General features: G+C 47.0%; 18 protein-coding genes and 1 rRNA gene. 7 read left to right on the top strand and 12 right to left on the bottom strand.

The window, feature by feature from the left end:
* The first annotated feature begins 4 nt into the window (after positions 1-4).
* Both panB and panC read left to right on the top strand, forming a co-directional pair.
* Positions 5-805 (top strand): 3-methyl-2-oxobutanoate hydroxymethyltransferase, encoded by an 801-nt coding sequence (panB, locus tag DEU30_RS05235; protein ID WP_110014300.1) that lies wholly within the window; start codon positions 5-7, stop codon positions 803-805.
* Entirely contained in the window at positions 802-1,647 is an 846-nt protein-coding gene (panC, locus tag DEU30_RS05230; protein WP_011235482.1) for a pantoate--beta-alanine ligase, read from the top strand. The genes panB and panC overlap by 4 nt, the downstream gene beginning before the upstream one ends.
* Here the strand turns inward: panC and panP are convergent.
* Genes panP through mpl form a run of 6 tightly spaced genes read right to left on the bottom strand, consistent with a single transcriptional unit; the run spans position 1,640 to position 7,659 of the window.
* The gene (panP, locus tag DEU30_RS05225) at positions 1,640-3,289 is read right to left on the bottom strand and encodes a pyridoxal-dependent aspartate 1-decarboxylase PanP (protein ID WP_114981648.1); all 1,650 of its coding nucleotides are present in this window, start codon (positions 3,287-3,289) and stop codon (positions 1,640-1,642) included. The genes panC and panP overlap by 8 nt on opposite strands.
* The gene (locus DEU30_RS05220) at positions 3,290-3,964 is read right to left on the bottom strand and encodes an SAM-dependent methyltransferase (RefSeq protein WP_114981647.1); all 675 of its coding nucleotides are present in this window, start codon (positions 3,962-3,964) and stop codon (positions 3,290-3,292) included. It abuts the gene before it with no gap.
* Positions 3,964-4,743 carry an ABC transporter permease gene (locus tag DEU30_RS05215; RefSeq protein WP_034822007.1) on the bottom strand — a complete coding sequence of 260 codons (780 nt, stop codon included), beginning with the start codon at positions 4,741-4,743 and terminating at the stop codon, positions 3,964-3,966. The genes DEU30_RS05220 and DEU30_RS05215 overlap by 1 nt, the downstream gene beginning before the upstream one ends.
* Complete coding sequence (locus DEU30_RS05210; protein ID WP_011235486.1) at positions 4,740-5,669, bottom strand: ABC transporter ATP-binding protein; 930 nt, start codon at positions 5,667-5,669, stop codon at positions 4,740-4,742. Before DEU30_RS05210 ends, DEU30_RS05215 begins: the two co-directional genes overlap by 4 nt.
* Before the next feature lie 8 nt (positions 5,670-5,677).
* Positions 5,678-6,298 (bottom strand): flavin prenyltransferase UbiX, encoded by a 621-nt coding sequence (locus DEU30_RS05205; protein ID WP_114981646.1) that lies wholly within the window; start codon positions 6,296-6,298, stop codon positions 5,678-5,680.
* Between the two features lie 23 nt (positions 6,299-6,321).
* Positions 6,322-7,659 (bottom strand): UDP-N-acetylmuramate:L-alanyl-gamma-D-glutamyl-meso-diaminopimelate ligase, encoded by a 1,338-nt coding sequence (mpl, locus tag DEU30_RS05200; protein WP_114981645.1) that lies wholly within the window; start codon positions 7,657-7,659, stop codon positions 6,322-6,324.
* 150 nt (positions 7,660-7,809) lie between these two features.
* Between mpl and DEU30_RS05195 the strand changes: the two genes are divergently transcribed.
* From DEU30_RS05195 to DEU30_RS05175, 5 genes are all read left to right on the top strand, one after another.
* Positions 7,810-8,793 carry a class 1 fructose-bisphosphatase gene (locus DEU30_RS05195; protein ID WP_011235489.1) on the top strand — a complete coding sequence of 328 codons (984 nt, stop codon included), beginning with the start codon at positions 7,810-7,812 and terminating at the stop codon, positions 8,791-8,793.
* A 96-nt stretch (positions 8,794-8,889) separates the two neighbouring features.
* Entirely contained in the window at positions 8,890-9,420 is a 531-nt protein-coding gene (gene ppa / locus DEU30_RS05190) for an inorganic diphosphatase (RefSeq protein WP_011235490.1), read from the top strand.
* Between the two features lie 27 nt (positions 9,421-9,447).
* Entirely contained in the window at positions 9,448-10,143 is a 696-nt protein-coding gene (locus DEU30_RS05185) for an ABC transporter ATP-binding protein (RefSeq protein WP_110014324.1), read from the top strand.
* Positions 10,140-11,417 (top strand): ABC transporter permease, encoded by a 1,278-nt coding sequence (locus tag DEU30_RS05180; RefSeq protein WP_110014296.1) that lies wholly within the window; start codon positions 10,140-10,142, stop codon positions 11,415-11,417. Before DEU30_RS05185 ends, DEU30_RS05180 begins: the two co-directional genes overlap by 4 nt.
* A complete protein-coding gene (locus DEU30_RS05175) occupies positions 11,414-11,887 on the top strand; it encodes a DUF3299 domain-containing protein (RefSeq protein ID WP_011235493.1) in 474 nt (157 codons plus the stop codon). The genes DEU30_RS05180 and DEU30_RS05175 overlap by 4 nt, the downstream gene beginning before the upstream one ends.
* Here the strand turns inward: DEU30_RS05175 and DEU30_RS05170 are convergent.
* The 6 genes from DEU30_RS05170 to rrf all read right to left on the bottom strand — a co-directional run.
* Complete coding sequence (locus DEU30_RS05170) at positions 11,884-14,097, bottom strand: EAL domain-containing protein (RefSeq protein WP_114981644.1); 2,214 nt, start codon at positions 14,095-14,097, stop codon at positions 11,884-11,886. The two genes, DEU30_RS05175 and DEU30_RS05170, sit on opposite strands and share 4 nt — an antisense overlap.
* A gap of 96 nt (positions 14,098-14,193) precedes the next feature.
* Positions 14,194-14,883 carry a TIGR04219 family outer membrane beta-barrel protein gene (locus DEU30_RS05165; RefSeq protein ID WP_011235495.1) on the bottom strand — a complete coding sequence of 230 codons (690 nt, stop codon included), beginning with the start codon at positions 14,881-14,883 and terminating at the stop codon, positions 14,194-14,196.
* A 27-nt stretch (positions 14,884-14,910) separates the two neighbouring features.
* Positions 14,911-15,324, bottom strand: coding sequence for a copper chaperone PCu(A)C (locus DEU30_RS05160; RefSeq protein ID WP_114981643.1), 414 nt, complete (start codon positions 15,322-15,324; stop codon positions 14,911-14,913).
* Positions 15,325-15,370: 46 nt separating this feature from the next.
* Positions 15,371-15,688 carry a hypothetical protein gene (locus DEU30_RS05155; RefSeq protein WP_011235497.1) on the bottom strand — a complete coding sequence of 106 codons (318 nt, stop codon included), beginning with the start codon at positions 15,686-15,688 and terminating at the stop codon, positions 15,371-15,373.
* A 171-nt stretch (positions 15,689-15,859) separates the two neighbouring features.
* Positions 15,860-18,259, bottom strand: coding sequence for a TonB-dependent receptor (locus DEU30_RS05150; protein WP_114981642.1), 2,400 nt, complete (start codon positions 18,257-18,259; stop codon positions 15,860-15,862).
* A gap of 377 nt (positions 18,260-18,636) precedes the next feature.
* Positions 18,637-18,730 (bottom strand): 5S ribosomal RNA (gene rrf / locus DEU30_RS05145); the annotation flags it as partial.

The raw sequence follows: 18,730 nt of genomic DNA, 5'->3' as shown, positions 1-18,730 counted from the left end.
CGTCATGGCAACAACCAAAACCAGCATTGCAACGTTACAAAAAATGAAACGGGAAGGAACCAAAATCAGTTCCCTCACCGCCTATGATTCAAGTTTTGCTAAACTCATGACCGAGCAAGGCGTCGACTTTATTCTGGTGGGCGATTCACTGGGTAATGTTGTGCAGGGACGCGACTCAACTGTACCGGTAACTGTCGATGATATGATTTACCACACTCAGTGTGTGCGTCGAGGTGCCAGCAATGCCTTTGTTATAGCAGACATGCCATTTATGACTTACAGCACACCCGAGCAAGCCTATGATGTGGCGGCAGCTTTAATGCAGGCAGGTGCCAACATGGTCAAACTGGAAGGTGGTCACTGGCTGGTTGAAACCATTGAAGGCTTGAAAACCCGGGGCATTCCGGTGTGCGCTCACCTTGGTTTACTGCCGCAATCGGTTAATGTTCTTGGTGGTTATAAAGTACAGGGCAAAGAGCAGCAACAGGCCGACGACACACTAAACCAGGCTTTGGCTCTCGAACAGGCCGGCGCGCAATTGCTTGTTCTGGAATGCGTACCCGCGTCTCTGGGTAAACGTATTACCGAGCAGGTATCTATTCCGACTATTGGTATTGGCGCAGGCGCAGACACGGACGGACAAATTTTAGTTATGCACGATATGCTCGGCATGAACAGTGACTATCTGCCTAAATTTGCCAAAGACTTTTTGGCTCAGGGCGGCTCGCTTGCTGATGCATTCCGTTTATATTCGGAACAGGTGCGCTCAGGCGAGTTCCCGACAGCAGAGCATAGCTACAAATGAGAATTTTAAAATCACTTGCTGAGCTTCGCAGATGGCGTCAACAGCAGTCTGAAGTAGCTTTAGTACCGACTATGGGCAACCTGCACGATGGTCACCTGCAGCTGGTTAAAACAGCGTTAGAACGATGCGACAACGTGGTTGTCAGTATTTTTGTCAACCCGATGCAATTCGGTGCAAACGAGGATCTCGACAGTTACCCACGCACGCTGGAGGCCGACTGCCAGGCGCTGGACGCTTTAGGTGTTTCTGCGGTATTTACGCCTCAGGTAAATGATGTCTACCCGCGCGGTCTCGACAAACAGACTCGTATTGAAGTGCCCGGCATCAGTGACATTCTTTGCGGAGCCAGTCGCCCGGGGCATTTCACCGGCGTCGCAACTATTGTTTGTAAACTATTTAATATGGTGCAGCCACAGCTGGCTGTATTTGGCGAAAAAGATTATCAACAGCTTCAGGTTATTCGCTTAATGGTACAAGACCTAAGCCTGCCAGTAGAGGTTCTGGGAACAGCCACACAGCGTGAAACCAGTGGTCTTGCCATGAGCTCGCGTAACGGTTACTTATCCACAGAGCAAAAGCATCAAGCGGCGGAGCTTTATAAAACTCTGGAAGAAACCAAAGCTAAACTGAGTGTAAACACTGACTTTGGTGAGCTGGAAGCTGCAGCAAAAGAAAAGCTGACCCAGGCGGGGTTTGTGCCGGATTATTTCAGTATTCGTAACGCAGCAGATTTGCAGGAAGCGACGCCTGAAGACCACGAATGGGTCATTCTGGCAGCCGCTTTTATGGGCAAAACACGCTTAATTGATAACTTACGAGTTACCAACGCAGCGGCTAAATAAGCATACCCAGTTCGCGCATTTCAGTATGCAGAGCGCCACGCAAACTGGTGGCTTTTGCCGCAATTTTACGCTGTTCGCATAAAACTTCCTGCAGCATCTCATTGGTTGTTAATGGGTTTGCCAGCACCACGCGGAAAACCACCGTTGGTTCATGATGATATTGAGCCGGTGTTAACTTAGTCCGGGATACAAATGACTGTCCCGTCTCCCGCTGACGCTTCTGAATATATCGCGTCAGTGCGTTTAAGTGCGGAGTTAGCCGCGCCAGCTGCTCTGGCGTCGCTTTATCCAACACCGTTTTTACTTTGATTGGTACAAAACGATAGGTCAGAATACAAAGTTCAGGCTCAGTAATGACTTCAAAGTCATCCTGCTCAGAAATCAGCTTAGAGAAATAACGTGCTTTATCAATACTGTTATTAATCAGCAGCTCGTAACCACGACGTCCGATAACATGCATGGCCGAAAATACCATCATAGCCATGCCCGCGCGTGAACCTTCCATGGTATGCGAACCTAAATCTTTTGAGCCCTGACGAATAATATACTCGGCATGGTATTCTATGGACTTAACCAATGATGGGTTCTTAAATAACACCAGCCCAGCGCCCATAGGGACGTACATTTGCTTATGCGCATCAATAGTCACACTGTCGGCTCTCTCGATACCGGCCAGTAACGGACGATGCTGTTCAGACAATAACGTCGCACCACCCCACGCGGCGTCTACATGAAAGTGAGCATCCACTTCTTCTGCAACAGTCGCCATTTCGTCGAGCGGATCAATGTGGCCGGTTTCTGTTGTACCAGCGACACCAACCAGCGCAAGCACCTTACCGCCTTCTTTTGCAATTTTTTCGCAGGTTTTTCGTAATTCATCAATACGAATACGGTTATCACTGTCTGTTGCCACCGACACTAAATTTCGGCGACCAATACCAAGTACATCCGCAGCTTTACTTAATGAATAGTGCCCACGCTCGGACACCACTACAGTTAACTTTGAGTAGCCATAATGCTGAAGACCTGCGGCCAGTCCATCGGCTGAAATGCCCGCGAAATCACCATCTGCCTGTAACAACCGGTTGCGCGCTACCCACAGAGCCGTCATGTTGGCTATGGTTCCGCCCGAGCAAAAAGCTCCCAGCGAGTGCTGAGCGCTATGCATCCAGCGATTATAAAACGGCGCGTCCTGCTGATACACCAGATGATGCATCATGCCAATAACGTTACGCTCCAGCGGCGTAAAGGCTTTAGAGGTCTCAATTTTAACCAGATTCTGATTCAGCCCCACCATAAGCTTAGCTAAAGGCAGCAGGAAATACGGCAAGGCTGATGTCATATGGCCGATAAAACGCGGCGACGCCGTATGCACCGAATGAGCGACCAGCTTATCCAACAGAAATTCAGTATGGTCGGAAACAAAAGCGGGTTCTTCTGGTATCTGCGACTTATCGAAGTCACGCTCAATTTCCTGCAGCGGCTTTTCGCGGGCAACAATATGTTCCCCCAGAAAACCCATCAGGTTTTCTGAGAGATGCTTTTCGATTTTACCCAGCGTTGAATCAGGAGCCTCGGGTATCGTAAATATGCGATACAGCGATTCCTGATTTACTTCCGCTATGTCTGTTTTAGGGCTCAATCAAGACTCCTTAGATAAATTCGCGTGCAGTTGCCATAAAGCCTGACCGCTGTTCTTATATTTGCGCTCAAAAGGCGTTATTGGCTCAGCGTCATCGGACAACAGTGAGATATCGGCATAATGCCCGCTCACCTTAAGTGCCTGCGCCACTTCTAACAAGTATAGGCTCCAATTAGAACGCATATGCAATTCACCACCAAGCGCAACCACATCTTTCCATACCGGACTACCATGCCAGCGGCGTGCTAAATGAGCCGATTTAGGCCAGGGGTTAGGGTAAAAAATGCAATGCTGCCGGGGCTGCCATCCGGCTCTGTTCGCCAACCGCCAGAAGTCATTCAGGTCGGCTCTTACCACCCAGTACCGCTGACCATTCTCGCTGGTCTGATAGTGGCTGTGACGGTCAACCCGATGCGCCGATTTATCAACGCCGATAACCATAGCATCGGAATGAATTTCTGCCAGTTTTGCAGTACTTTCGCCCACGCCGCAGCAGGAATCCAGAATAATCGGCCCACCCCAGCTTTCAACTTGCGCGTTGATTTCGTCAAACGCCTGCTGGTTGTGCTCCTGAATAGGTTTCAGAAACTCACTTTCTAAATGGCGACGGACTGCTGCTTCAGTGTCTTCATGCGGTCCATTCTGGTTGGTTGTAACCGGTCTTGCCTGCTGCATCAGGAACGGATTCCTATGCCTTTATCGAGAATATAATAAGCCGCCGCAAAGAACAGCACATTGAAGCCCACCAGAACCGCTATGGCAAGACCTATACCCACGTCTGACTGGCCTAAGAAACCATAACGGAAGCCATTAACCATGTACAACACCGGGTTTGCCATAGATACTTTCTGCCAGAATTCCGGCAACAGACTGACCGAGTAAAACACACCGCCTAAGTAGGTTAGCGGCGTCAGTACGAATGTCGGTACGATAGAAATATCATCAAAGGTTTTGCCGTAAACAGCATTAATTAACCCGCCCAGACAGAAGAGTGTGGAGGTTAAAATGACGGTTAATATGACATAACCAATATGAGCAATTTGGATGTCTTCTACAAAGAAGAAAGACACACAAGTGACAATAACCGCGACGATCAAGGCTCTGGCCATACCGCCACCGACATAACCGGCAATAATAACTGCGGTAGGAACAGGGGACACCAGCATCTCTTCGATATTGCGCTGAAACTTAGCACTAAAAAAAGACGACGCGACATTGGAATAGGAGTTAGTAATAACGGACATCATAATAAGGCCCGGAACAATGAACTCCATGTAGCCGACGCCACTCATTTCACCAATTCGTTCGCCCACAATGCTACCGAAAATGACGAAGTACAGCGTCATGGTAATAGCCGGCGGCACCAGAGTTTGTATCCAAATACGAAGAAAGCGGGTGCACTCTTTTATCCAGATGGTTTTTAACGCAATAAAATTAGCTGCAGAATGGCTCATTTGGCTTCCTCCTGCTGACGCCCTTGCTCGACCATAGACACAAACAATTCCTCTAAACGGTTGGCTTTATTACGCATTGACAATACTTTTACTTTTTGGGCAGAAAGCTGCTCGAACACGGCGTTCAGCCCGGCATTTTTATCAACTTCCACTTCCAGTGTCTGCTCATCTGTCCAACGGTGATTAAAGTTCTCTATTTCTGCGCCGTTATGGCCCGGCTCTAAATCTAAGACAAAGGTTTCCCGGCTTAGCTGCGCCAGCAAGCGCTTCATTGACGTGTTTTCAATAATCCGGCCACTATCAATAATACCGATGTTACGGCACAGCGTTTCGGCCTCTTCCAGATAGTGGGTGGTCAGAATAATGGTAATACCCTGTTGGTTAATCTTGGTCAGGTAGTCCCACATAGAGCGGCGCAATTCGATATCAACGCCTGCCGTTGGCTCATCCAGAATCAGTAATTTAGGTTCGTGCAGTAATGCGCGGGCTATCATCAACCGGCGTTTCATGCCTCCAGACAAAGAGCGTGCCGGTTCATTGCGCTTATCCCATAACCCCAACTGTTTCAGGTATTTTTCAGAACGTTCCTTAGCCAGCGAGCGAGGAACACCATAGTAACCCGCCTGATTCACGACAATTTGCTGAACCGTTTCAAACTGATTGAAGTTAAATTCCTGCGGCACCAAACCAATCTGGCGTTTTAAATCGGTGAGCTGCGTGTCTAAGTCGTAACCAAAAACCTTCACCTGACCCGAGGTTTTATTTACCAGCGATGAAATAATTCCGATAGTGGTCGACTTCCCGGCTCCATTAGGGCCAAGCAGTGCATAGAAATCACCTTCTTCAACCTCTAAATCAATACCTTTTAAGGCTTCAAAACCACCACGGTATGTTTTGCGTAAGCCTGTAATTTCTAAAGCTTTCATAGACCTCTTTATGACTCCTTTCCATAGCCCCAGCGGCTGACTAAACGCTGCTCAAGGCCAAGATGATCCAACATTCTGGCCACCATAAAATCGATTAAATCATCAATGCTTTCTGGTTGATGATAGAAGCCCGGCGCTGCCGGCATTATCGTTACGCCCTGCTGACTGAGTTGCAGCATGTTCTGTAAGTGGATTGTCGAAAGCGGAGATTCTCTCGGAACCAATATCAATTGGCCGCGCTCCTTCAATACGACATCGGCGGCGCGCTCGATCAACGTATTACTACTGCCATGCGCAATTGACGACAAGGTACTGGTTGAACAAGGGCACACCACCATTTTCGCGGGCGCCGCTGAACCCGAAGCCACCGGCGAAAACCATTCTTCTTTGCCGTAAACTTTGAGTTGCTCAGCACCAACCGAAAAGTGTTCACACAGCATTGCCGCAGCTTTGTCAGGAGCAGCCGGAATTTGCATGTCCTGCTCCGTTGCCAGTACGACCCGGGCAGCACTGGAAATGAGCAACAGCACCTGTTGATCCTGATCAAGCAAACATTGTAACAAACGCAGCGCGTAAGGGGCACCCGAGGCACCGGTTATCGCAACAGTAATTCTATTGTCGGTTTTCATTGAACGGTTCCTGTGTCATCCAGTTATTGCAAGGCTTTAAGAAAGCGCTGGTGCAAACCATCAAAGCTGCCATTACTCATAATAAGTACGGCGTCTCCTGCTCTGACTTCGGCTAGCAACCCTGCCAGCAAGTCGTCGGTCGACTCAAACACATGCGCCTTGGGCATTTTTTCGGCCAATTGCCATTGTAGCCCTTCGGGCTGCAATACGAATACATTGTCTGCGTATTCTAATGACTGAACCAAGGTGTCGCTGTGGACGCCCATTTTCATGGTATTTGAGCGCGGTTCAAGTACCGCAATAATGCGACTGTCAGGCTGATGCTGCCGCAAACCGGATACGGTTGTCTTAATCGCGCTTGGGTGGTGAGCAAAATCATCAAAGACTTTTACGCCGCGGTGCTCGCCCAGTAACTCCATACGTCGTTTGGGACTTCTAAAACGGTTTAACGCCTGCGCACTCTGCTCAGCTTTTATGCCAACATGAGCGGCGGCGATAATGGCCATCATGGCATTATTAACGTTATGAGTACCCAATACGTTCCAGCGAACCTGCGCAATACATTTGCCCTGATAATGCACTTCGAACTCCGTACCGTCAGCTTTAAGCAATTTAGCCTGCCAGTCGCCCTGCTCACCCATACGCACCACTGGGCTCCAGCAGCCTTGCTCCAGAACTTCATCCAGTGCTTTATCGCCCGCGGGTAGAATCACCTGACCGGTGTCGGGAACAACCCGCAGCAAATGCGCAAACTGTCGTTGGATAGCTGCTAAATCAGGGAAGATGTCTGCATGATCAAATTCCAGATTATTCAGAATTAACGTATCTGGTGCATAATGAACAAACTTGGATCGTTTATCAAAAAACGCCGTATCGTACTCATCGGCTTCAATCACAAAGAAGTTCGAATCGGTTAAACGTGCACTGACCGGAAAGTTCCCCGGTACGCCACCAATCATAAAACCGGGGGCGAATCCGTTGTCTTCTAAGATCCAGGCCAGCATACTCGCGGTGGTGGTTTTGCCGTGAGTTCCGGCAACCGCCAATACCCAGCGCTGGGTTAATACGTTGTCGTGCAGCCATTGCGCGCCGGACACATAGGGAATGCGCTCGCGTAAAACAGCTTCAACTTCGTCGTTACCACGGCTTAACGCGTTACCGATAATCACTATGTCGGGGCGTGGCTTTAAATTGTTATGCGAGTAGCCCTGCATCAATTCAATACCGAGATTTTCCAGTTGCGTGCTCATGGGCGGATAGACCTTAGCATCAGACCCGGTCACCCGATGGCCCAGTTGCTGTGCAATGGCGGCCACGCCTCCCATAAAAGTTCCGCAAATCCCAACAATATGAATGTGCATGTGCTCTCTAAATCCGTTCGCTTTAAAAATACCGAAAGTGTACCACCGTACTCACTGACAAGCAGGATTTTTACCAAAAAATAAGGTATCATTTGCGCTCTCTGAACAAACATTTGTTAGCACCCAATAACCAGAGCTGCAGGAACTTTCATGAAACGTTTATTACCAACACTGAGAGCGGATCAAACCAGTGAATCGCTTATCTCTGTTATTAACACCATTCAAATTGCAGCCAAGGAAATTTCTTTCCGTCTGCATCAGGGCGCATTAGCCGGTGTATTAGGCTCAACTCTGGACGAAAACATTCAGGGCGAAACGCAAAAGAAGCTCGATGTTGTCGCCAATCAGCTGTTAAAAACTCTGTTGCTTGAGTCACCTAACGTCCATGCTGTTGCTTCTGAAGAAGAAGATTCCATTGTTGAGAGCCCGAATTCAGGCCATTACCTGGTGGCATTTGACCCACTGGACGGTAGCTCTAACATCGACATAAACGGTGGTGTGGGTACTATTTTCTCTATTCTGCGTAAGCCTGAAGGCGAAGAGACCAGCGAGAACATGTTCCTGCAACCAGGTAAAGCTCAGGTTGCTGCCGGTTATGTTTTGTATGGTCCTGCAACTATGCTGGTTATGACGACCGGTAAAGCGGTGCGCATTTACACTCTGGATCAGACCGTTGGTGAATTCTTATTGACCCACGAGAAAGCGGAAATCCCGAAAGATACCAAAGAGTTTGCCATTAATATGTCGAACCGTCGTCACTGGGCTGACCCAATCCGCGCTTACATTAGCGACTTGCTGGAAGGCGAAGAAGGTCCGCGCGGCAAGAACTTTAATATGCGCTGGAATGCCGCGATGGTCTCTGATGTGCATCGGGTTATTTCGCGTGGTGGTTTATTCACTTACCCCTGGGATGCTCGTAAGCCGGAAAAACCCTTTAAGCTGCGTCTTTTATACGAAGCTGCGCCTATGGCTATGCTGGTGGAAAAAGCCGGCGGGAAAGCCACTGACGGTTACAGCCGTTTAATGGAAATTGTACCCGAGCATATTCACCAGCGCGTCTCGGTGGTTATGGGATCTGCCAATGAGGTAGATGTGTGTATGGATTACCATAAGCAACATCCAAAACCTTATTAGACTGATGTCGATAGTGCGCGGCTATTGCGTGAGTAGCCCGAGCCGCTATAATCGCGCAGTACCTTTTATTATTTTATTACTACAGCAGGAAGTACTATGAGCTTAGGAAACGTAACGGCTGGCGCAAACATGCCAGAAGAAGTTAACGTCATCATCGAGATTCCGGCAAACGCCGATCCGATTAAATACGAAGTTGATAAAGACACCGGTACATTGTGGGTTGACCGTTTTATGGCAACCGCTATGTTTTATCCGGCTAACTACGGTTTTGTTAACCAGACACTGTCTCTGGATGGTGACCCGGTTGACGTACTCGTCCCGACTCCGTATCCGCTGCAAGCTGGCTCTGTTATTAAATGCCGCCCGGTTGGCGTGTTAAAAATGACTGACGAGTCAGGTGAAGATGCGAAAGTTATCGCGGTTCCGGTCAGTAAGCTGACTAAAGAGTACGATCACATCAATGACGTTGATGACCTGCCTGAGTTGTTAAAAGCACAAATCACTCACTTCTTCGAGCGTTACAAAGAGCTGGAAAAAGGTAAGTGGGTTAAAGTTGACGGTTGGGGTGATGCCGCTGCAGCAAAAGAAGAAATTGTGTCTTCTTTTGAACGTGCGAAAAAGTCTTAATATAAAGTGGTAAGCAGCACCGACGTGATGAATGCCGTCAATCTAGAAAAACTGAGTTTTTCCTGGGCGGGACAAAAACCAACCCTGGATATTCCTGCCTGGCAGGTAAAACAGGGTGAAACGGTGCTGCTGCGCGGCCCCAGCGGTAGCGGTAAATCAACATTACTATCGCTGTTGGCCGGCATTAATACACCGGAACAAGGCCGGTTAGACCTGTTTGATACTGCATTCTCCAGTCTGTCCGGCAGACAACGAGACCATTATCGTGCTGACAATATTGGCTATATATTTCAGCAATTTAATTTGCTGCCCTATTTATCCGCCTTAGACAACACTTTACTCGCCTGTCAGTTCTCGAAAAAGCGCAGACAACGTTTAGCAGAGCAGGGAACATCGGCAGAAGCGACTGCGCTGGAAATGCTCAAACGCTTAGGTTTATCCTCAGAACAAATTCAGCAACAGGCTCATACCCTCAGCGTTGGTCAGCAACAACGGATAGCAGCTGCCAGAGCCTTACTGGGAGCACCTAAACTGCTGATAGCGGATGAACCAACCTCGGCGCTGGATGCTGAGCACCGGGATACCTTTATTCAATTATTACTCGAGCTGAGTAGCCAAAATAACACCACGGTTATTTTTGTGACTCATGACGCCGCTTTGTCTTCTTATTTTGATAAACACGTCGAGCTTAACGAACTTAATCGGGCGGGGGCTAAATCATGATCCGCCTTGCTATAAAAAGCCTATTGAACCGACGCGCGAGTGTGCTTTTAACTGTTATGGCGATTGCTGTCAGCGTTACCTTATTACTGGCAGTGGAGCGTGTCCGTGACCAGGTACAAAGTCATTTTGCCAATACAGTTTCTGGTACTGACTTAATTATTGGCGCCAGAACCGGACAGACACAGTTGTTGCTGTCTTCGGTATTTCATATTGGCAGCATGACCAACAATATGAGCTGGGAAAGCTTTGCCGATATTAGTAGCCGTCCTGAAGTCAGTTGGGCCGTGCCAATTTCGCTGGGTGACAGTGTCCAGGGATTGCCAGTTGTAGCGACAACCAATGCGTATTTCGAGCATTTTAAATATGCTGATAAGCAACCTTTAGAGTTTTCACAAGGCCAGCCTTTTGCCTCAAATGAAGACGTTGTATTAGGAGCTGATGCGGCAGAGAAGCTGTCAAAAGCCATTGGTGACGATATCATTATTGCCCACGGCAGTGGCGGCATTAGCTTTAGCGAACACGATGAGCACCCATTGACGGTTACTGGTGTTCTGCAGCGGACAGGAACCCCGGTTGATCAAGCGGTGCTGGTAACCTTGCACAGCCTCGAGATGATTCACAGCGGTGGGGCCGGGCACGACGAAGAACATAACCACAACCATGAACACGAACATAACGATGCTCATGCCGACGAGCACGAGCATCATGGCGAAGCCCCGGCTGAAAGCATCAGTGCCGCATTACTTGGCTTAAAGGCCAAGCCTCTGGCTTTGCGCCTACAACGTCAAATCAACACCTATGACAAAGAGCCTTTAACCGCTCTGCTACCGGGAATGACGCTGCAGGAGCTATGGAAAACCTTAAGAGTTTTCGAGCAGGCGTTAACCGCCATCTCGGCTATGGTGGTGCTGATTGGTCTGCTGGGTATGCTGACAATTATGCTTGCCAGTTTAAGGGAACGCCGTCGCGAAATGGCGGTCTTAAGAGCCGTGGGCGCAGGTCCGGGAACAATATTCGGCTTATTACTTAGTGAAGCCCTGCTACTTACCGTGGTCGGCGCTTTCTCTGGCTTACTCTTGCTATATGGCCTGCAATGGTCGTTGGCCGGCGTTATCCAGTCGCAGACAGGGTTAATCTTCACCAGCTCATGGCCCAGCATTAGTGAGTGGTGGCGCATAGTACTCGTGATTGGTGCAGGCTTTATGTTAAGTTTAATTCCCGCATGGCGTGCGTATCGCCAATCTCTTGCAGACGGACTTACGGTGAAAATATGAAGAAGTTATTTGCGGTTGCACTCTTAATGCTAACCCTTCCCGCATTCGCGGCTGCTGAAAAAATTGGCTGGAAGGATCTCATCCCTGAAGGATTTACTCCGCCTCCGGTCAAGCCTCAGTCATATTATGATGCCAACCCGGACGAAGACAAGCAGGTTAGCCTTGACGCGCCTGTAGTTGAATCTCTGGACGGCAAAAAAGTGCGGATTCCTGGCTACGTTGTGCAACTGGAAGGGAACGCTGATAACGTCACTGAATTTTTACTGGTTCCTTATTTTGGTGCGTGCATCCACGTTCCGCCACCACCGCCAAACCAAATTATTCACGTTGAATACCCGGAAGGTGTTCCCTACGAAAACACTTATGATGCTGTTTGGATAGAAGGCACCATTAAGGTAGAACGCAAAGAAGGTGACCTTGCGGTTGTAGGCTATCAGATGAAAGCCGATAGCGTAGAAGTCTATAACTAAGAATAACTCATTTGCTTTTGTAACAAGCAAATTAACTGGTCAGCGGGCATTGGTTTAGCAAAGAAAAAACCTTGCCCCTCGGTGCAGTCCAACCCTAAAAAGTAGTCCAGTTGCGACTGCTCCTCGATACCTTCAGCCAGCACTTTTAAACCTAAACGACGAGCCATGTCGACAATAGTCTCTATGATGATCTTGCCGCTCTTCTCATCTGAATTATTCACGAAGGTTTTGTCTATTTTAATTCGATCTAAGGGCAGCTTTTGTAAGTAACTGAGTGATGAAAAGCCGACACCAAAATCATCAATTGCCACCTGAATTCCTTGCTGCTTCAAACGCCTTAAAATGTCAGCAACCAGATCAGGGTCTTCCATCACAATACTTTCTGTAATTTCCAGCTCAATTCGCGTCGGATCGATTCCCCATTGTTCTATTTGCTTTTCTACCAGCTCAGGAAAGTCACGCTTTCGAAATTGTGGTACTGAAACATTTACCGCCACCCGAAGCTGGGGAAGACCAATTTCATCAAAGGCATTAATTTGACGACAGGCTTCTTCAATAACCCAGGGGCCTATTTCTACAATCAGCCCGGAGTATTCAGCCAAAGGAATGAACTCTGCAGGAGAAATAAAAGAACCGTCGCTTTGAGGCCAGCGCAGAAGTGCTTCTACACCTACAACTTTTTTTGTTTTCAGCTCAACTTGAGGCTGATACCAAACCTGCAGTTTTCTATTGGCAAAATCAGCGCGCAACCTACGAACCAGATGAAGCCGTCGTTGAGTGTCTTGTTCCATCGACGGCTCATAATAGTTATAACGGTCAAAAGAGTTATTTTTAGCATTTTTTAGAGCGATATAAACTTGCTTCAGCAATCCTTTGCCATTAACACTCTCAGGGTTTGTGGCTGAGGCAAAGCCACAAGTTACCCGCAATGGTATGTAATGTTCCCCGGCTCTAAAAGGTAAGGCAAAAAGCTCACTGAAAGCATTAGGCGTGACAATATTCGCAGGACCGTAAACGCCGAATACGTCGGCAGAAATCCGCGAAACAAAGACTTTATCGCCAAGTTGGTCCGTGAGACGCAGAGCCACAGCTCGCAACAGTAAGTTACCCACATCCTGCCCTAATCCATCGTTAACATCAGAAAAGTGGTCGATGTCGATGACAGCGATCATTTTATCCTTATCCGACTTTTCAGACAGAGCTTGAAGACACCGTGTAAACTCGGCTCGATTAGGAATGCCAGTTAAAGGGTCAAGGTACGCTGCAGTCCGCAGTTCTTCGAATAAATTTGCATTCTCGAAGCCAACCGCAATATTGGCTAAAAAGACTTCCAGCAACTCCTGATCATACCCAGCTACAGCATTTTGGGTTTCTATGTAGGCAGCCGCCTGATGCGCCTGGCCATCAATAAAGAAGACCGTCGCGGTGTCTGTATGAATATGGCGCTGTTCACTCAGGCATTTTATGACATTTTTTTCTATTTCTTCAGAGTTAAGAGTGGATAAACTCTTATTAATACTATCGGCGAAGTGCCCGGCAGCTCCTAGTACCAGAATATCATTGTTTTTATGAGGCGCTCTGGCACCAACAATCCCTTCAGCGCGTAAGCCAAGCAAAGAAGCAATTTGTGTGACTACACCTTCAGAAAAGTTAACAATGGAATGTTTTTCCATTAAGTTGGAAGCCGAGTGAATGATTTTACGCAAACCCCGACGATTTTCATTAATGGTGCAAAGTTGCTGATACGAGCGGACAGCAGAAAATACAGTGGTTAAAAGACGGCTTCTTGTAAGTTCTGTTTTTGTCTTGTAGTCGTTAATATCATAATTTTTTACAACACTCTCTTCGGGAGCATAACCCGGTTGCCCTGTTCGCAGCACAATCCGAATCTCGTCATTGCCTAACTGCTCCCTAATGGCCTGAGCCACTTTTAAACCGGCGTCATCGGTTTCCATTACAACATCAAGCAATACCATGGCGATGTCGTCATGTTCAGTCAGGCGATCAAGCGCTTCACTGCCACTATAAGCATGGAAGAACTCTAGCTGGCGGCCACTTATAATAACATCAGCAAGCGCCATTTTAGTGACCGCATGAATTTCCTGATCATCATCAACAATCAGAATTTTCCAGAAACCTTTACTGTACTCTGCCGGAGTAACTTCATCGTCGTCGTGAAGAAACAGCGGTTCATCTTGACTACTGACCATGCGTTGAGGCCATCCATCTATAAGAAATTACAAACATATAACAATTTAGCTTATATGCTGAACGACCTGCAAGCTTTGAATAGTCTAATTAATCGATTAAAAGTGAACTTCGACTCCAACAAACGGGCCTTTAAAGGTCACATCTGAATAAATATCATCGACATCATCAAGCTCTATCACCGAATGGCGATAACCTGCATTAAGGCTTACATCGACAGCTAAGTTATCAACTAAACGATATTCGATGCCAATTTGCGCATCCTGAACTTTACTGTCTTTCGCGCTAAGCGCACTGGCATCAGCAAAGAAGGTCCAGTCGGTAGCTGGTATTCCAACTCGCGCTGCTACATAGGCTGTAGGCACAACAACGGAAAAGTCCTGGCGGCCAATAGTATCGCTGCCTAGCACCCACAAACTGCCGTCGAAATCCATAGCATTGACGCCAACATCAAATGAAACTAAATCATTATCGAAAATTTCGTAGTAAAAAATGTAATCTCTATGACTAAAGTCATTTTTTCCGTAATCGCTGGTAACTTCCAAACTATTTTCCCGTACTTTAATATTTGGGATAAATGGAACCGGGTGCTCTAATGCGATGTAGTAACTGCTTTGACTTTCATTCTCGAAATTAGGTTCTATTACGTTAGAAGCAAAAGCATACTCGCCTTCACTGTCGGCATCCCAGAATTGTCCACCGGCATAAACACCAAAAACTGTATCAGCCAGCGCACTGGCAGGAGCAACCGCTAATACAACGGCTAACGCTAATGTCTTTTTATACATAACTTTTCCTATTAGATGTCGAGTTCTCTATTTTTTAACTAGAAATTGAACGGTTTGTTTGGAGCCTGACTGAAAATGTAAGGTCAGAGAAAAGCTTTCTTTGGCTTCAAGCGGAGATTTCAAGCCAAACAACATAAAGTGATACCCTCCTGGTTGAAACTTAATTGTTTCACCCGGAGCAATAGACAGCGATTTAACCTCTTCCATTTTCATTACATCGCCAGACATTGTGTGTCGATGTACTTCGGCTACTTTACTAACGTCTGAGCTAATGCGGGTAATTTCGACAGGGGTATCTTTCAGGTTTTCAAGTGTGGCATAAGCCGCGCCATTTTCGGTTCCCGGGATAGTCGCACGAGCCCAGGCATCGTCAATTTTTAATGTCTCGGCGGCGACTATAACCGGTAACAAACTCAATACAGCAATTATTGTTTTAAACATAGCCTAAGCCTTATTGGATTTAACTTAGGCTTTATATTACACGTGATTAACCCGTTCTAGAAACCTTTGGTTTGCGAAATATAAAGTAAAGAACCAGAACACAAAGAATCAGCGGCCAAAAGAAACCTATTCCACTGAGTATTAGCGCAATAAATGCTGCACCAGCGCCTAAGAGCACGCTACCGAATACCGTAACCACCACAAAAAATACCAGACCGACAAAAAATAAACTGATCAATAAAGTAACCGACAACTCAATCACCGAGCCAAGAGCCATTCCGAAAACTGAAAATATCTCTTCAGCGAAAAAGAACAGGCCAATAACAGATAAAACTAATAACCAACCAAAGCTGCGATTCGACATGACAATAACTCCAATAGTGAGCAATTTAACTATACTTAGTCTTTTGATTACAACTACCATGCCAACTATTTATCTTATATATTTCAGTTAGTTAAAATTTAAAACCTTAACCTGAAATAAAAAAACCGCCAATAAATGGCGGTTTTTACTAATATTAGCTCTCGGAGACAATTAAAATTTATATTCAACTTCCGAGTAGAAATAGCCACCATTGAAGCCGATAGGCGAGTTAGTTAATGGGTACTTAAAAATACCATTAAACTGATTTCCTTCTGAGCGCTCGTCAGGATACTCGTTGAACAGGTTCTGCGCTCCCACTCTCACAGCCAGAGCATCGTTCCACTGATAATTAACGGTGACGTCTGTTATCCAGTTAGGACCGTATGTCTCGGTTCCACTGCTGTAACCAATGGCATAGTTACCAAAATAACTGAACTGGACATTACTGGTCCATTTGCCCTTAGTATGGGTTAAACCAATTGACCCTGAATGATCAGGTGTGGAGCGCGTCATACGTATTTGCTCATCACTATCAAACAGAACATCGTCCAGCCCATCTAATAATTGCGGCAGGTTAATAGAGTCAATGTCCGTAGTATTATAACCATAAGCTAACTGCGCTTTAAGGTCGCCGTAGTCGCCGATACCGAAGGTTTTACTGGCTACAATATCTAGCCCTTTGGTTGTCGTATCAACAGCATTAAGAAAAAACCGCGCGTTTTCCGCCGCTGTACCGGCAAGCGCTTCTTCCACAGCCGGAGAATCACCAGGGGCAACATCGCCGGATAAAATTATCCGATCCTCAATTTCGATTTGAAATGCGTCAATGGTGATTGCCAGACCATCATAACCATTCCAGACCATACCCAGGCTAACGCTTTCAGATTCTTCCGGTTGAAGAGCACCAATACCCAGAGCCTGAGTTACCGGGCTAATATTATTAAAGGTTCCTGACTGTTCAGGCTCCAGCCCGTTGCCGCGATCAACAAACAGGGTAGAGATATTGCTAAAGTACAATTGTTGTACGCTAGGTGCTCTGAAACCTGTATTAATGGCACCACGTACCGCAACTCTGTCGGTTAAATCATAACGACCGGAAAGCTTCCAACTGGTGTTATTGCCAAAGTCTGAGTAATCTTCATATCGAACCGCAGCGCCCCACATAAAGTCGGTTGTGAGCTGGTTTTCTGCTTCAACATAAACACCCACATTATCGCGCGACTCATCTACTTCCGAATCAGGAGAAAATCCAGTGAAGCCCTGACTGCCACCGGGTCTATCTTCGTAGCCACCATTAATGTAAGAAGCTTCTTCACCGGCAATAACTTCATAAGAGTTTTCGCGGTAACTAATACCCATAGCCAGGGAAATTTCTGAGTTATTCGCAAATGGGATAAAGCGTTGGGCGTCTAAGGTAACATTGGATTCACTGTTTTCCAGCGTACCTGCATCAAATGAAGTTGGTGTAAGTTCCGGGCCTAAAGACGCATTTAATGAGTTCTCAACGTTATACTGAAACTTACTGAAGCCATAGCCACCGCTAAAATCTAACGTCCATTCGCCGACTAACCATTCGTAGCCAGCATAAATTGAGTGATCATTAACGTCAGGGGCTAAAATAGGTAAAAAGCCGTCCGGATACAATTCAGTTAATGTATTACTTTGAAGAGCCCGACGATAAAACGCACCTGATTCAGAAGTGCGATCACTGATCCCACCGAACGCATAAAAATTGCCTTCACCTATAGCGATGTCCATGTTCGCAAACAACGAAGCATTTTCGTATTCTGCGTCACCAACATGAAAACTCTGTCTGTCAAAGGTCTCTTCTCTTGGATCGGGATCGCCATTTGGTAGTTCTGGATACTGTTGGCGCGGATCGGGGCCAGCACGATTGGTTCTGTTTTTATGATGCAACTCGCCAGACAGAGTTAGTGCACCGTCGTTTCCAATAGCAAACCCGGAGCTGGCAGAAAGTTTCCATTGCTCGCCATCACCTTTATAGGTTTGGCCACCTTGTATACTGGCATTGCCGCCACTGGCATTGTCTTTCAAAACGATATTGATAACACCAGCGATAGCATCTGAACCGTATAAAGCCGCGGCGCCGTCCCGCAAGACTTCAATACGTTTTATTGCCGCCATAGGAATAGCATTCAAATCCACGTTTGAACTGCCTCTTCCTGTTGTTCCGCTTAAATGAACTAAGGCTGACTTGTGACGTCTTTTACCGTTAATGAGTACTAATGTGTGATCCGGAGACAGGCCTCTTAAAGAAGCCGGACGAACTGCATCTGTGCCGTCTGTAACCGATGATGATGGAAAATTAAAGCTAGGTACCGCGTACTGAAGAGCTTTAGCGGTTTCAGTAATACCTGTCGCGGCTAAGTCCTCTCCACTAATGATGTCCACTGGTGCAGCGCCGTCTGTTGCCGTTCTCATCGATAATCGGGAACCTACAACCTGAATCACTTCTTCTACGTCTTGCGCAGAATCTTGTTGCGCTGACGCAACTGGCGTAATGAAAAATGAGCTCGCCAAAGCAAGCGTAATAGCATTGAAACGTTTCATACTGCTCTCCCTATAATTATTACAGTGAATATAGCAGTAAATTGGCAGTTTGGTTCAGTCTGTAAAGCAATTAGGTATAAGCAAACGTTATAGTAGCCTGATGCTCTTGCATCAGGTGAGGTGGTAAAGGAGTAAAGCCTCAGAGAGCTCACCTGACGTGAACGTCAGGCTACCCAGCAGACATAAAAAAAGCCCCCAGCGTGAGCTGAGGGCTGTTTTATTTGTAGTCTGGACAAGGTTTCGAAGAGCTCAACCTGTTCAGCGGGGTAAAGCCAAATGCTTGGCTTTACCAGGGACCCGCTTCACCCTACTCTCGTCGTAGGTCCACACCAGAAATAAAAAACCCCAGCCGATTGGGCTGGGGTTATTTATTTGTAGTCTGGCGGTGACCTACTCTCGCATGGGGAGACCCCACACTACCATCGGCGCTGGTGTGTTTCACTTCTGAGTTCGGAATGGATTCAGGTGGTG

This window comes from Idiomarina sp. 017G, from assembly GCF_004362265.1.
In the GTDB taxonomy this organism is placed as follows: domain Bacteria; phylum Pseudomonadota; class Gammaproteobacteria; order Enterobacterales; family Alteromonadaceae; genus Idiomarina; species Idiomarina loihiensis.
The sequence above is the reverse complement of the archived record's forward strand: the minus strand, read 5'-3'. Positions and strand labels throughout refer to the sequence as shown.

Bases quoted from the DNA above. Each gene is read 5' to 3' on its own strand.
- DEU30_RS05165 (WP_011235495.1), bottom strand. From the start codon at position 14,883: ATGTATAAAAAGACATTAGCGTTAGCCGTTGTATTAGCGGTTGCTCCT.
- DEU30_RS05195 (WP_011235489.1), top strand. From the start codon at position 7,810: ATGAAACGTTTATTACCAACACTGAGAGCGGATCAAACCAGTGAATCG.
- DEU30_RS05180 (WP_110014296.1), top strand. From the start codon at position 10,140: ATGATCCGCCTTGCTATAAAAAGCCTATTGAACCGACGCGCGAGTGTG.
- DEU30_RS05150 (WP_114981642.1), bottom strand. From the start codon at position 18,259: ATGAAACGTTTCAATGCTATTACGCTTGCTTTGGCGAGCTCATTTTTC.
- DEU30_RS05170 (WP_114981644.1), bottom strand. From the start codon at position 14,097: ATGGTCAGTAGTCAAGATGAACCGCTGTTTCTTCACGACGACGATGAA.
- DEU30_RS05155 (WP_011235497.1), bottom strand. From the start codon at position 15,688: ATGTCGAATCGCAGCTTTGGTTGGTTATTAGTTTTATCTGTTATTGGC.
- DEU30_RS05205 (WP_114981646.1), bottom strand. From the start codon at position 6,298: ATGAAAACCGACAATAGAATTACTGTTGCGATAACCGGTGCCTCGGGT.
- mpl (WP_114981645.1), bottom strand. From the start codon at position 7,659: ATGCACATTCATATTGTTGGGATTTGCGGAACTTTTATGGGAGGCGTG.
- DEU30_RS05215 (WP_034822007.1), bottom strand. From the start codon at position 4,743: ATGAGCCATTCTGCAGCTAATTTTATTGCGTTAAAAACCATCTGGATA.
- ppa (WP_011235490.1), top strand. From the start codon at position 8,890: ATGAGCTTAGGAAACGTAACGGCTGGCGCAAACATGCCAGAAGAAGTT.
- DEU30_RS05210 (WP_011235486.1), bottom strand. From the start codon at position 5,669: ATGAAAGCTTTAGAAATTACAGGCTTACGCAAAACATACCGTGGTGGT.
- DEU30_RS05185 (WP_110014324.1), top strand. From the start codon at position 9,448: ATGAATGCCGTCAATCTAGAAAAACTGAGTTTTTCCTGGGCGGGACAA.
- DEU30_RS05160 (WP_114981643.1), bottom strand. From the start codon at position 15,324: ATGTTTAAAACAATAATTGCTGTATTGAGTTTGTTACCGGTTATAGTC.
- DEU30_RS05220 (WP_114981647.1), bottom strand. From the start codon at position 3,964: ATGCAGCAGGCAAGACCGGTTACAACCAACCAGAATGGACCGCATGAA.
- DEU30_RS05175 (WP_011235493.1), top strand. From the start codon at position 11,414: ATGAAGAAGTTATTTGCGGTTGCACTCTTAATGCTAACCCTTCCCGCA.
- panC (WP_011235482.1), top strand. From the start codon at position 802: ATGAGAATTTTAAAATCACTTGCTGAGCTTCGCAGATGGCGTCAACAG.
- panB (WP_110014300.1), top strand. From the start codon at position 5: ATGGCAACAACCAAAACCAGCATTGCAACGTTACAAAAAATGAAACGG.